We start from the raw sequence: 14,693 nt of genomic DNA, 5'->3' as shown, positions 1-14,693 counted from the left end.
TCCGGTTTTGATCTGCAAGATGAGGTGAAAGCTGATTTATTTCTGGCGATGTATCGTCAGCGTGCGGCGCAAGTCCTTGCTGATTCGCGGTTGCTGGTGGTGCCTACCGATGACGAGGATGAGAAAACCCGTTTGGCCAGGCTGGAAGCCTATGAGGATATCGGCATTAACATAGCGCTGTTTTTCGCCTCGTTTGTGCCCGTCCTTGGCGAAGTCATGTTTGCCGTGGCAGGTTTCCAGTTACTACAGGGGATTTACGAAGGCATTGACAGTTGGGCCAAGGGCGAACAGGAACAAGCGACCGACTATTTTTTCGATACCCTCGAGAATCTGATTTTGATGACGGCATTGAGCGCCGGTACCTCGGCAGCCGGTAAGGCCTACAAAGCCGTCAGAACTTCAAGTTTTGTACAGGGATTGAGGGCGGTGCCTGTTTCTAGCGGTTCTGTGCGGTTATGGAAGCCCGATCTGAGCGCTTATCGACGACCACTGCCAATACGATCTGAATTCCGGCCCGATGAGCAAGGGTTGGTCTTGAGGCATGGGCATCGTTATCTGCCGATTGGCACGGATGGCTATGCCGTGCGCCCGGTTCACGACACGGGCTTGTGGGAAATTCAGTCTCCGGAATCGTTCGGACGCTATTCACCGGTGCTTGAAACCAACGGCGCGGGCGCCTGGCGGCATGCCTCGGAACTGCCCCAGGACTGGAATCTTTTGACCTTGTTCAGGCGTATGGGTTATCGCAAGGCGGATGTGTCGGACGCCCAGGCCTTGCAGATCCTTGCTGCCATTGGCGTCGACGAAAAACCATTGCGTCAGCTATACGTTGATCGGCGCAAACCGATGGCGACCCTGATCGATACGGCGCGACGCTTTCGTGCGGACGGCGATACCGGACACTTCATCGAGCAGATGCGCACGCCGGCCTCCGCGCCGTATGCCGATGCCGACTTGCAGTTGTATTTACTGACCTCCCTCGGTAAATGGCCAGGGGACGCGGCTGTGAGCATTACCAACATTGTGGGCGATGAGGTCACACGCTACGGTTCGGGGACGGCCACCCGGACGATAAAAATCAGTCAGGATCTGCTGCGCAAGGGACAGTTCCACCCACCACTGTTGGCGGCCCTGAATGCTCAGGAACGCTCGCTTCTGCTGGGTTCGGCGACCGCTGGCCAACCCGCACAAACCACGTTGCTGACCGGCTTGATCGCCGAGCACGTGGAGCGCTTCCGACTGCCCCTTTTCGATCGGCTCTTTCGCCGTGCCGACACCCTCAAAACGGAAAAGGCAGCACCCATCCGCGAAGCTTTTACCGAGCTGCCGGCCAGCGTCGCCGACGAATTAGTTGAATATGCCGATCTCGGTGAGTGGCAGGAGTTGGAAGCGGGGCGAGTGCCCTTACGCCTGGCCGAAGAAGCGCGGCGGTATGTGCAGGTGTTGCGCTTGAACCGGGCTTACGAGGGGTTGTACCTGGACGCTACCAACGATCAGGGAGCACACCTGCTGGTGCTGGACGCCCTCGAACACTTGCCAGGCTGGCCGAAGGATGTGTCGGTCCAGATTATGGAATGGGCGGTGCATTCGGACGAGAAACCCAGTATTGGCCCGAACGATGCGGTGCATGAAGTGTTCATCGATGCCCACCCCGACCGTTATGAGGCAACTGATGCCCAGGGCAAGGTTCTGTTCAGCCATCCGGGGCGCACACGCCAACATTTTTTTCAGACACTCTGGGAAAGCCTGCCCGTACAGAGTCGCAAAAGCCTCGGCGTGGAAGCGGACGATGCCGGTGCCGGGTTGCGGCAAAAAATCACGGCACTGGCCCTGCAGCGACGTGACGCCATCGCCAAGAAGATTGGCATCGTGCCTCTACGCGCGTGTTATCGCTCTCCCATGGGATTGGCGGATTGGCCGATAGAGCGTTCAATCTCGCTGGCCTTGCCCGATCCGAAAACCACTGCGCCACGATCACCCGCACTGCTGCAGCGGGCACGAGAACTCTACCCGACGCATTCGCCCGCGCAGATCGAGCGCTTCCTGGTGACGATAGGCACGGATGAAGTGCTGGCGTTGAGAGCACTTGAAAGCTTAAGGCTGGAATATCAAAGCATTCGCAATACGCTGGAGCACTGGGTGCATCGCGACAGCCATTACCAAGTGGGCGATGGCCCCAGACTCAAGGTTCCCGGCCACAGCAAGTCACGAGCGGCGCAGGCCATTCTGCGCGCCTGGCGCAAGGAAACCGACTTAACCCTTGAGGGGGCGCAAGGGACCTACCATTTGGCGTTCGATGCGCAGCCCTTGGGGGACATGCCGGTGATTGTCGGCGGCTTCAGTCACATCGACACGCTGGAGATGAACAAGGTGGGGGGCAGCGCGGGGTTGAATGCGTTCCTGCGTAATTTTACCCATCTGCATGCGTTGAGCCTGACGGGTAACGAGTTGACACGCATCCCTCAGGCGGTGGCAGACATGCCCAATCTGACTCGCCTGGATTTGAGCGATAACCAGATCTATCTAACGCCCGAATCGATCACATCGCTCGGCAGCAACACGCATCTGCATTCCCTCAACCTGAGCTTTAACCCGGCCCTTGGCCGAGTGCCAACAGTCACTTCGCTTAGAGAACTGCGGCATCTTGCGTTGCGCGGAACGGGGATAGTCGAATGGCCGGAAGGGGTGACTGGACTGCCCGATCTGCAGACTATGGATTTGCGCGATAACGCCATCGTGCAGATTCCGAAGGCGGTGTTTGAGGCTCGATCTCCATTGAACTTCGGCACCAGCGTCGACGGCAATCCACTGTCATCGTCCAGCCTGCAAGCGATCGCTTCCTACCAACAGTCCCATGGCATCAATCTGGGCGTGATTACCGCCGACTACCGCCCGGCCGCAAGACGAGTGATTCCGGATCCTCGCGGCTCCAGCTGGATGACAGGCCTGTCCAAAGCACAGATCACCCAACGCCAGGCGCTCTGGCTTTCGCTGTCGGCTTACCCGAATTCTGGAGATTTCTTCTACCTGCTGGGACAACTGCTCAATACCGCCGATTTCGCCCGGCTACCGGGTGACTTGTCTCGACGGGTAGGGGAGGTGCTGGAGGCGGCGGGTGAAGACGACACATTGCGCCGTTCATTGTTTCGAATCAGTCGGCTCGGTCGGGTCAGTGCCGACGATCCGGCCCGGCTGTTCAGCAATCTGGAGGTCCGGGTGTTGTGTTTTCGAGCCATGGCGGCGGCTCGCACCGGCATCCGTTCCCTCGAAGGGGAGCTGGTTCATTTGATGAGGGGACTGTTTCGCTTGCAGGAGGTCGAACGGCAAGCCCTGATGGACGTCGCTGAGCGCATTCTCTCCGGATCGGTCAATCGTGGGCAGGCGCACGAACTCAGCCTGGCCTACCGCGTCGGGCTGGCGCAGCGACTGGATCTGCCCGCTCAGCCAAGAGAAATAAACGTTCGGTTGGATGTCGAGGTTTCCACTGAACAGCTCGAACACGCCTACCAGGAGATCGTCAAGGCCGAAACGCCAACGGCAGTCTTGGGGTCGCACACTCAAGGGTTTTGGTACGAATACCTGCAGGCGACTTATCAGCACCAGTTCAGTGCCATTTCCGAACGCACGACGATAGCCTTGGTAAAACTGGAGGCACAGGTCGACCTGCCCCGTGCAACCGCTACCCAGCGCCTGAAGGCGATCATTGAAAACGATAAAAATGAGAACCGAGAACTCATCAAGCGTCTGACCGATGAGGCCTTGGCAAGACATCCAGGCTTGGCAACGCCCGACACGTCCGTTCGTTCAAGTAACAGCCAGGGAGTGGACAATGATTAATCAACAGCCTATTAAACGTGCCGCGCCTGGTTTACCCCCGACACCGCGAATGCGTGATGAGCTGAGCTCTGTCGTCGATACCGCGCTTCCGCAAACCCCGGGCCAGTTTGGCGGACAACTGATCAAGCAAAAGTGGGGTGCGGAAATCGATCCGCAGACCGCCTTGCTGGTGACCCTCGATTACGACTACAGGGGCCATGAAGAACAGAACGGCATTCACCAAGGGCAAGTGGGAAGTTCGCGCACGCTGGTGCAGACGCTGCTTTCCAACTACCAGACCGTTGGCGACGGGCGCTTTGGTGAAACAGCTTTTGGTTTATATACGCCGCCAGATGTCGGGCCAACTGTTCGTCTCGTCGAAAACGTCGACGAATTCGCTGATCACGGCAGTGGCAATCACCGTACTTACGAAGGCATTTATCGACAGACAACCCCGCAAGCCTATGGACCCGATACACAAATCAAGCTGCGTCCAGCCGATTTCAAGAAATGGGTCTGGGAGCTGGATTTGAAGTATTTGTATGAAAACTATCTGGACAAAGCCTGGCCGTCGGACGAGGTGCTGATTGCGTCCAGACCTTACGCATTGAGAACCTCGGTCAAGGCCGCTTTTGTCATGACCGCGTGGCTGCAACATCATGAAAACAGCTTGTCCAAAAAAGGCCTGGAGCTGGCCATGCGCGCGGCAGGGCTGCCGCCCGATCAAACCTGGGAAGCGCTGACTATTGGACAACTGCAAGCGTCGACTCGGCTGTCTGCCAGCGTCGAGAGGGGCCGTTTAAAGCTCTATCGATACACGGCGAGGGATATCTGGTGTTACCGCGACCGATCCAGTGGCCGAGTGCTGCTGTACATTCCCGGCAACTCCTCACCGCTGCACGAGTTCGCCGACGGGGGCGAGCTTCGCCAATGGATAGTCGAGCAGGGCAAGGCTGCGGTAACGAAGCGGGCACTGGCTGCGCACTTCGCCGAGGATGATCGCGAAGACGGCACGTTTCACGCCGGCGTGCTCACAGCGCTCGATGGCATGGCGATTTATCCGCGCCAGTATCACCTGACCAAAGAATCGGGCTTTTTCAACAACGATGGTTATTGGGACCCGGCCGACTACATCGACGTCGACATTGCTTCCTCGAAGACTGATCCGTTTGCGCAACTGGTTCTGACCATGAAGCAGGCGGCCATCGCCAGTAATCAAATCATCCGCGACGATGCTGATGTCAATCGCGCCAATTTAAGCGCCATCGTCGAGCCCATTGTCCAGTGGGTTAATCAGTTCGGCCCGTTGGCGCTGTTCGTGCCTGGAGGAGAGGGGTTGTTGGTCCTTGCCGGGCTGATCGATACCGGGTATGGCCTGGATCAGACTGTTAACGGTGAGACCGCCAGTAAACGCTCGCAGGGTGTGACCCGAATCGTCTTCGGTTTGCTAAACGCACTGCCGCTGGTATCTGCCGTTGGTTCGCTTGGCAAGGACGGGGCGGAGTTGGCTGAGCTGACCGATCTGGATCACGAAAGCGGCGGATCAAGCCAACCGATAAAGGAACCCGTTGCACCCCCTGCGCCCCTGCAACCGGAATTGCCGCTGCCGACGCGGGTGGAGCTTCTACGGGGAGTCGGTGCCCCGGCCGGTACTTTCACGGATGAAGTGCTGGCACAAATCGGCAAGGTCAGCGCCGTCGATAACGACATGCTTCGGCTGATGCAGACGGGGCGCGCACCCACGCCTTTACTGGCCGACACAGTGGACCGTTTCCGGATTGATCAGGAAGTCGCAGCGCTGGGCGACCCATCGACTGCGGCTGCTGAATTCAACCGTCGGTATCAGGCACTTCAGCAGTCGGAGCACGAATGGGTCCAGCTCTTTCAACGGACCTATCCCGATCTGCCCAAATCGGCCGTGGAGCAAATGCTGGATCGCTATGGCGTCGACTTCAAGACGACCCCCGACCCTGACCTGGCCAGGGAATTGTTCAAAAAGCTGGACAGCAAGGCACGCCAATACCAGCAGCATGTGCGTCTGAGTCGTGCTTATGAAGGTCTCTATCTTCGTTCAGTATCCAGCGCTGAATCGGATACGCTGGCGTTGCACTCTCTTGCAAATCTGCCTGGATGGCCCAAAGGGCTTCGAGTCGAAGTGCTCGACGGTTCGCTAGGCGGTCGAGTGCTGGATCGTGCCGGTCCACTCGATTCACCTGATTGCCTGCGCCTGATCAAGGTCCAGGAGCGGTATCAGTCAGCTTCTGCTACCGCAGCGACGAATTTTTACACGGCGGTCGCCGATGTCCTGTCCAAGGATGAACGCTCGGCCTTGCAACTGCTGTCCGCGGATCCCGGCTCTGAGCTGAAGCTGAAAGTCAGTAATCACGCGCTGTCTCGTTCCGAGCTGGTTACCGGGTTGGACAGAATGAACTCAAGACTCCCCTTTGAGCCGCAGGGACTCAAAGGCGGCAGCAACCCGGGAACAACTCAAGCCGAAGCGCTCACGCAGCCAGTGAAGAGGCTACTGCTCAGGGAAGTCTATCCAGAGTTCACTAATGCTGAAGCCGATGTGGAGTTGGAGCGAGTGGGTATCAATTACATGGCCCATATTGATCGGTTAAAAGATCAACTTGAACAGTTGTGCGTTGATATGAACGACTGGATTAATCTGGTGGCGCAAGACATTGACGATATGGGTGTACCTCTCCTGAACATCGGCGATCCCGCTGCTGCGGGTATGAATCCTGCGCAATTGGCAGCCCATAATGCAGGACTGATTCATGATGCGATGACGCTTGAGAGGCAGCTCAGAATTGAACTGGCTGACGAACTCATTTCCATCTGGCGCAAGCGTCCACCGCAGCAAAATAGCCATTACTCTGGCAACCATTCCGTTGGTTTTACGATGGACATGGATAATGAAACTTTCCATCGATTACCCGCGCTCAACGTTCGACTGAATGATGTCGTCGGTCTGAATATGCACAACTTTCAAATGAACGTCATTTCCAGTCTGGATGAATTTCTTGATGGCTTCCCCAATGTGCAGATGCTGGATCTTGAAGATGTCGACTTGCAGTTCCACATTGCGAATGTGCTACAGGACGGCGAATTGCCATCCACGATTCCGATGTTGAAGCGTCTCACTTCATTGAACTTGCGTAACACCCAACTGAAATTGAGTGAGCTCAATGCCGGGAAGTTGAATGAACTGACCAATCTTCAACACTTGGACATGAGCGATAACCCATTGGGCGATCCGCCCTTGGTAATGAGCATGAACCAGCTGCGATCTTTGAATTTGAACAACACAGGGATCACGATCTGCCCGGTCGGGATCATGGATCAACCGTATTTGACGCTGCTGGATTTGAGGAATAACCGGATTAGCCGCGTACCGCCGGCTGTACTGAATCAGGCTATCGCCCGGGATCGAGTACTGCTGTGGAACAACCCGATCACCGACGAAGATACCTTGCAGAGGTTGGTGACGCATCGGGAGCAAACGGGCATTAACCTGTGGCTGAGCGTGCCGGACGCCAATTATGGGAACCCTGGGGCCTGGTTGAACGGCATTGCGGATGGGCAAGCGAATACCCGATTAGCGATTTGGCAACGATTGGCACTCAGACAGCGCGGCGGACGATTTCTAGGGACCATCAGTACCCTGACGCTCACCGCGGATTTCCAGGTCAATTATCTGGATCTTCAGGCACGGGTATGGCGATTGCTGACTGAAGCAGACGCTTCGGAAGAATTGTGGGGGCGCTTGACCGTGAATGTGCCGTTGCCAGCGGGCGCCTTCGACAACCCGTTTGCGGCGTTCACAACATTAGAGGACCGGGCGCGACTTTATGCCCACTGGGTGGCGTTGGGGCGGCCATTTCCGGCCGTAGGGCAACCCTAGCAACAACCCATGAGCCTTGAACCCCGTAGGGGCTCAAGGCATCACGGTCAACGGCGACGGAACAGCGGCAACGGTTCGTCGGTAGCGGCCTGATAGGTCACCGAGAAGTCCTTGAGACCTTCAAGGGCTTCATACGGGTCTTTATCGGCGCGAATAGCAAATGCATCGAAACCGCAGCGATGCAGGTAGAACAGCTGGTCGCGCAGCACATCGCCAATCGCCCGCAGTTCGCCTTTGAAACCGTAACGGTCACGCAGCAGGCGGGCGTTGGAGTAGTTGCGGCCATCAGTGAAGGCCGGGAAATTCAGGGCGATCACCTGGAAGTTTTCCACGTCGTCACCGATCTCTTCAGCTTCTTCGTCAGCGTCCAGCCAAACGCCCAGACCACCGTCGCGGGCCTTGAGCATGCGGCCGTGTTCGCGCCAGAGCGTCAGCGGCACGATCAGGTCGTCGCAGTTGCTGATCTCGTCGATGTTGAAGTCCTTGGGCAGCAGGTGCCAGGTTTCGTCGACGACTTCGTTGTTCTTAATGATTCGCTGCATAGACGCGTTCCTTGAAGAGGTCGATGCCAATACGTTGATAGGTGTCGATGAAGCGCTCGTCTTCGGTACGTTGTTCGATGTACACGTCGATCAGCTTTTCGATCACGTCAGGCATGGCGTCCTGGGCAAAGGACGGGCCGAGGATCTTGCCCAGGCTGGCGTCGCGACTGGCGCTGCCACCCAGGGACACCTGGTAGAACTCTTCGCCTTTCTTGTCCACCCCGAGGATGCCGATGTGGCCGACGTGGTGGTGACCGCAGGCGTTCATGCAACCGGAGATGTTCAGGTCCAGTTCACCGATGTCGAACAGGTAATCCAGGTCATCGAAACGACGCTGGATGGATTCGGCGATCGGAATCGACTTGGCGTTGGCCAGCGAGCAGAAATCACCGCCAGGGCAGCAGATGATGTCGGTCAACAAACCGATGTTCGGCGTGGCGAAACCTTGCTCGCGCAATTCGCCCCACATCGCGAACAGTTGAGTCTGCTCGACGTCGGCCAGAATGATGTTCTGCTCGTGGGAAGTGCGCAGTTGACCGAAGCTGTAACGATCGGCCAGGTCGGCCACGGCGTCGAGCTGCTTGTCGGTGATGTCGCCCGGCGCAACGCCGGTCGGCTTCAGGGACAGGGTCACGGCCACGTAACCCGGCTTCTTGTGCGCCAGGGTATTGCGAGTGCGCCAGCGAGCGAAGCCAGGGTGTTGCTTGTCGAGTTCGGCCAGTTCGGCCGTCTGGTTGTCCAGCGCCTTGTAGTCCGGGTCAACGAAGTGTTTGGCAACGCGATGCACTTCGGCTTCGGTCAGCGTGGTCTGGCCACCGCGAAGGTGTTCCATTTCCGCATCGACTTTTTGCGCGAAGACTTCAGGCGTCAGGGCCTTGACCAGAATCTTGATCCGCGCCTTGTACTTGTTGTCACGACGGCCATAGCGGTTGTAAACGCGCAGGATGGCGTCGAGGTAGCTCAACAGGTCTTGCCACGGCAGGAATTCATTGATGAACGCGCCGACCACCGGGGTACGGCCCAGTCCACCGCCGACCAGCACACGGAAGCCCAGTTCGCCCGCGGCGTTGTGCACCGGCTCAAGGCCGATGTCGTGGACTTCGATGGCGGCACGATCAGACGTCGAACCGTTGATGGCGATCTTGAACTTGCGCGGCAGGTAAGCGAATTCCGGGTGGAAGGTCGTCCATTGGCGAACGATCTCGCACCATGGGCGCGGGTCGATCAACTCGTCGGCAGCGACACCGGCGAACTGGTCGGTGGTGACGTTGCGCAGGCAGTTGCCGCTGGTCTGGATCGCGTGCATTTGCACGGTGGCCAGTTCAGCCAGGATGTCCGGGATGTCTTCCAGCGCCGGCCAGTTGAACTGCACGTTCTGGCGGGTACTGATGTGGGCATAGCCCTTGTCGTAGTCGCGGGCAATCTTCGCCATCATTCGCGTCTGGCGCGAAGTCAGCTGGCCGTAAGGCACCGCCACCCGCAACATCGGCGCGAAGCGCTGGATATAAAGCCCGTTTTGCAGGCGCAGAGGGCGGAATTCTTCTTCGCTCAGCTCGCCTGCCAGATAGCGTCGGGTCTGATCACGGAACTGCTTGACGCGGTCCTCGATGATCCGCTGATCGTACTCGTCGTATACGTACATATAAGTCCTGTTCTCAGGCTTGGGCCGGTCGGATCCAGTTGCGTTTTTCGCCTGGAAAGTCTCCGATACTGCCTCGGCAATTCTGCGCGCACGGCCGCGCACTCCCTACGGAGCCGGGGCAAGATACCAGTTTGGAGTTATGCGCAAAAGTGATGTTTGAGTATATGTAAAGAACCAAAACGACTAACGAGAACCGTTATTGATAAACCCGTATTTGTCGCGCGGGCAATCCTCGTCTTTACTGTGGTCGAGTCTTTATGCAATCACCGATAAAACCGACAAGAGGCGATGCAATGAACAACCCTGACAAAGCTTCAAAGCCTGACAGTACGGTCGATGCCTGGGCCATTCTGTTTCTGATCATGCTGGTCGTGGGCACCGCGGTATTCTGGGTCAGCCATCAGTAACCGACCCCGTCCGGGCCCGACTCTGACGATTGTCGGCCAAAAGCCGGAATAAGCGCCGTTTTTCGGAGGTTCGCTGGCTAGAATGCGCAGCGAATTTCTGTGGGCTTGGACGATCAATGCTGGAATTGCATGGCCTCGATCGGGGCGTGGACTTCCGTCGACTGTCGGCCGGCGCAATCTGTTCAACTTGCCAACCCTGATGCGCTAAACCCCTGCCAGCAGTACCACCAGCTGCACGATGCCGTAGAGCGTCAATGCGAACACCGCCGTGAACAGAATCCCCAGAATCACGAAATGACTGGGCTTGCCGTGAGTGAAATCCCGGGCCCGGTTCTTCCCGCTCTGCACCCCGAACGCCGCCGCCATGACGCTGTGCAGCATCTGCCAGAACGTGGGCGGCTTGTTGTCGACTGGATCGTCCATAAACCCCTCGTCACCACTATGTGAAAAGTAAGCATAGACAATGCAAAAAAGATCGCAGCCTGCGGCAGCTCCTACAGGGTTATGTGTACACCCTTGTAGGAGCTGCCGCAGGCTGCGATCTTTTGATCTTAGTTGTCGTAACCCAGGTTCGGCGCCAGCCAGCGCTCGGTCACGCTCAACTCCTGGCCTTTGCGCGACGTGTAGCTCTGCACCTGATCCTTGTCGACCTTGCCCACGGCGAAATACTGCGCCTGCGGGTGAGCGAAGTACCAGCCGCTGACCGCCGCCGCCGGGAACATTGCGTAGTGCTCGGTGAGGAACACGCCGCTACGGCCTGCTTTCATTTCGCTGGCTTCAGGGTCGAGCAAGGCAAACAGCGTGCTTTTCTCGGTGTGATCCGGGCACGCCGGGTAGCCCGGAGCAGGGCGGATGCCCGTGTATTGCTCTTTGATCAGCGCTTCGTTGTCGAGCGTTTCGTCCTTCGCGTAGCCCCAGTGCTCTTTACGCACTTGCTGGTGCAACCACTCGGCGCAGGCCTCGGCCAGACGGTCGGCCAAGGCTTTGACCATGATCGAGTTGTAGTCGTCGCCAGCATCCTGATACGCCTTGGCCACTTCTTCGGCACCGATGCCGGCGGTGGTGATGAAGCCGCCCACGTAGTCGGTGATTTCACTGTCTTTCGGTGCGACGAAGTCGGCGAGGGAGAAATTCGGCTTGCCGTCGGTCTTGATGATTTGCTGGCGCAGGTGATGCAGTTTGGCCAATGGCTTGCCGTCGTCGCCGTAGACTTCGATGTCGTCGTCACGCACCTGATTGGCCGGCCAGAAACCGAACACCGCACGGGCGCTGATCAGTTTCTCGTCGATAAGCTTGGCGAGCATTTCCTGAGCGTCCGCGTACAGCGCGGTCGCGGCTTCACCGACCACTTCGTCTTCGAGGATGCGCGGGAACTTGCCGGCCAGGTCCCAGGAGATGAAGAACGGTGTCCAGTCGATGTATTCCGCCAGGACTTTCAGGTCGATGTTGTCCAGCACTTTGGAACCGGTGAAGGTCGGTTTGACCGGCGCGTAGGTGCTCCAGTCGAACTGCGGCTTCTTGGCGATGGCCGCCGGATAGCTCAGGCGTTCGGTGCGGGCGCTGCGGTTGGCGGTCCGTTCGCGAACGTCGATGTATTCCAGACGGGTCTTCTCGACGAACGCCGGTTTCAGCTCCTTGGACAGCAACTGCGTCGCCACGCCCACGGCGCGGGAGGCGTCGGTCACGTAGATCACCGCGTCGTTGCTGTACTTCGGCTCGATCTTCACCGCCGTGTGCGCCTTGGACGTGGTCGCGCCGCCGATCATCAACGGCAGGTAAAAGTCCTGACGCTGCATCTCGCGGGCCACGTGGACCATTTCATCCAGCGAAGGCGTGATCAGACCGGACAGGCCGATGATGTCGCACTTCTGCTCCTTGGCCACCTGCAGGATCTTCTCCGCCGGCACCATCACGCCGAGGTCGACGATGTCGTAGCCGTTACAGCCCAGCACCACGCCGACGATGTTCTTGCCGATGTCGTGCACGTCGCCTTTCACCGTGGCCATCAGGATCTTGCCCTTGGCTTGCGGCTTGTCGCCTTTTTCCAGTTCGATGAACGGGATCAAGTGCGCCACGGCCTGCTTCATTACGCGGGCGGATTTCACCACCTGCGGCAGGAACATTTTGCCGGCGCCGAACAGGTCGCCGACGATGTTCATGCCCGACATCAACGGGCCTTCGATCACTTCGATCGGACGCGCGAACGACTGGCGGGATTCTTCGGTGTCTTCGACGATGTGCGTGGTGATGCCCTTGACCAGGGCGTGCTCCAGACGCTTGTTGACGTCCCAGCCGCGCCACTCTTCGGTCTCGGCTTCCTTGACGCTGCCGTCGCCCTTGTATTTGTCGGCAATGGCGAGGAGGGCGTCGGTGCCTTCCGGGGTGCGGTTGAGGATCACGTCTTCGACGGCGTCGCGCAGCTCGACCGGGATCTGGTCGTAGATCTCCAGTTGGCCAGCGTTGACGATACCCATGGTCAGGCCGTTGCGGATCGCATACAGCAGGAACACTGAGTGAATCGCCTCGCGCACCGGGTTGTTGCCACGGAACGAGAACGACACGTTGGACACTCCGCCCGAGGTCAGCGCATACGGCAGCTCGTCACGGATGTAGGCGCAGGCGTTGATGAAGTCCACGGCGTAGTTGTTGTGTTCTTCGATGCCGGTGGCCACGGCGAAGATGTTCGGGTCGAAGATGATGTCTTCCGGCGGGAAGCCGACTTCGTTGACCAGAATGTCGTAGGAGCGTTTGCAGATCTCTTTCTTGCGCGCTTCGGTGTCGGCCTGGCCGGCTTCGTCGAAGGCCATCACGACGACTGCGGCGCCGTAGCGCTTGCACAGCTTGGCGTGATGAATGAACTGCTCGACGCCTTCTTTCATGCTGATCGAGTTGACGATGCCCTTGCCCTGGATGCACTTCAGGCCGGCTTCGATCACTTCCCATTTCGAGGAGTCGATCATGATCGGCACGCGAGAGATGTCCGGCTCGCCGGCAATCAGATTGAGGAAGGTCACCATCGCCTTCTTCGAATCGAGCATCCCTTCGTCCATGTTGATGTCGATCACCTGGGCGCCGGCTTCGACCTGTTGCAGGGCGACTTCCAGGGCTTCGGTGTAGTTGTCTTCACGGATCAGGCGGGCGAATTTTGCCGAACCGGTGATGTTGGTGCGCTCGCCCACGTTGACGAACAACGAGCTGCGATCGATGGTGAACGGCTCCAGACCGGAGAGGCGGCAGGCCTTCGGAATGTCCGGAATCTCGCGCGGCGCATAACCGGCCACGGCTTTGGCGATGGCTTCGATGTGGCCCGGCGTGGTGCCGCAGCAGCCGCCGACGATGTTGAGGAAGCCGCTTTGGGCGAATTCTTCGATGACCTTGGCGGTTTCCGACGGCAGTTCGTCGTACTCGCCGAACTCGTTCGGCAGGCCGGCGTTCGGGTGCGCCGACACGTGGGTGCTGGCCTTGTTCGACAGCTCTTCCAGGTACGGGCGCAGTTCGCTGGCGCCGAGGGCGCAGTTCAGACCGACCGAAATCGGCTTGGCGTGGGCCACGGAGTTCCAGAACGCTTCGGTGGTCTGGCCCGACAGGGTACGGCCGGAGGCGTCGGTGATGGTGCCGGAAATCATGATCGGCAGCTCGACGCCCAGCTCTTCGAACACCCCTTGCACGGCGAAGATCGCGGCTTTGGCGTTGAGGGTGTCGAAAATGGTTTCGATCAGGATCAGGTCGGCGCCGCCTTCGATCAGGCCTTTGGTGGCCTCGGTGTAGTTTTCCACCAATTCATCGAAGGTCACGTTGCGGTAGCCAGGGTTGTTGACGTCCGGCGACAGCGAGCAGGTGCGGCTGGTCGGGCCGAGCACGCCGGCGACGAAGCGCGGCTTGTCCGGGTTCTCGAGGGTTTTCGCGTCGGCGATCTTGCGCGCCAGTCGAGCGCCTTCTACGTTCAGTTCGTAGGCCAGTTCTTCCATGCCGTAATCGGCCATGGAAATCCGGGTGGCGTTGAAGGTGTTGGTTTCCAGAATGTCAGCGCCGGCATCCAGGTAGGCTTTTTCGATGCCACCGATCACGTCCGGGCGCGTCAGCACCAACAGGTCGTTGTTGCCTTTGACATCGCTTGCCCAGTCGGCAAAGCGCTTGCCACGGTAATCCTGCTCTTCGAGCTTGTAGCTCTGGATCATCGTGCCCATGCCGCCATCGAGAATCAGAATGCGCTCTTTGAGGGCGTGCTTGAGGGCTTGAAGGCGAACACTGCGATCGGACATTGGGACTACTCGGAAAGACCATGACGAAGGGCCGGGATCATAGCAAACCTGTGCGCTTTTAGAGCATGTGCGGTTTTTGCATGAATATCGCTCATGTTGATGTGGGCGCTGTCCCGG

At 58.4% G+C, this 14,693-nt stretch carries 6 protein-coding genes; 2 read left to right on the top strand and 4 right to left on the bottom strand.

Annotated elements, in window-relative coordinates:
* Positions 1-48: 48 nt before the first annotated feature.
* A complete protein-coding gene (locus tag ACYZTL_RS03060; protein WP_461954243.1) occupies positions 49-3,837 on the top strand; it encodes an NEL-type E3 ubiquitin ligase domain-containing protein in 3,789 nt (1,262 codons plus the stop codon).
* Positions 3,830-7,723: a leucine-rich repeat domain-containing protein gene (locus ACYZTL_RS03055; RefSeq protein ID WP_461950526.1), complete on the top strand. Its 3,894-nt coding sequence runs from the start codon at positions 3,830-3,832 to the stop codon at positions 7,721-7,723. The genes ACYZTL_RS03060 and ACYZTL_RS03055 overlap by 8 nt, the downstream gene beginning before the upstream one ends.
* A gap of 47 nt (positions 7,724-7,770) precedes the next feature.
* On the opposite strand, the gene ACYZTL_RS03050 is transcribed toward ACYZTL_RS03055, so the two are convergent.
* From ACYZTL_RS03050 to metH, 4 genes are all read right to left on the bottom strand, one after another.
* Positions 7,771-8,265, bottom strand: coding sequence for a DUF934 domain-containing protein (locus ACYZTL_RS03050; protein ID WP_461950525.1), 495 nt, complete (start codon positions 8,263-8,265; stop codon positions 7,771-7,773).
* On the bottom strand, positions 8,249-9,907 hold the full coding sequence (locus ACYZTL_RS03045; RefSeq protein ID WP_461950524.1) for a nitrite/sulfite reductase: 1,659 nt from the start codon (positions 9,905-9,907) through the stop codon (positions 8,249-8,251). Before ACYZTL_RS03045 ends, ACYZTL_RS03050 begins: the two co-directional genes overlap by 17 nt.
* A gap of 611 nt (positions 9,908-10,518) precedes the next feature.
* The gene (locus tag ACYZTL_RS03040) at positions 10,519-10,737 is read right to left on the bottom strand and encodes a DUF2970 domain-containing protein (protein WP_461950523.1); all 219 of its coding nucleotides are present in this window, start codon (positions 10,735-10,737) and stop codon (positions 10,519-10,521) included.
* A 128-nt stretch (positions 10,738-10,865) separates the two neighbouring features.
* Positions 10,866-14,576 carry a methionine synthase gene (gene metH / locus ACYZTL_RS03035; protein WP_461950522.1) on the bottom strand — a complete coding sequence of 1,237 codons (3,711 nt, stop codon included), beginning with the start codon at positions 14,574-14,576 and terminating at the stop codon, positions 10,866-10,868.
* Between the last annotated feature and the right edge of the window lie 117 nt (positions 14,577-14,693).

The sequence above is a fragment of the Pseudomonas sp. LB3P81 genome (assembly GCF_054897965.1).
Note: the sequence above shows the minus strand (reverse complement) of the source record. Positions and strands in the feature narration are given on the sequence as shown.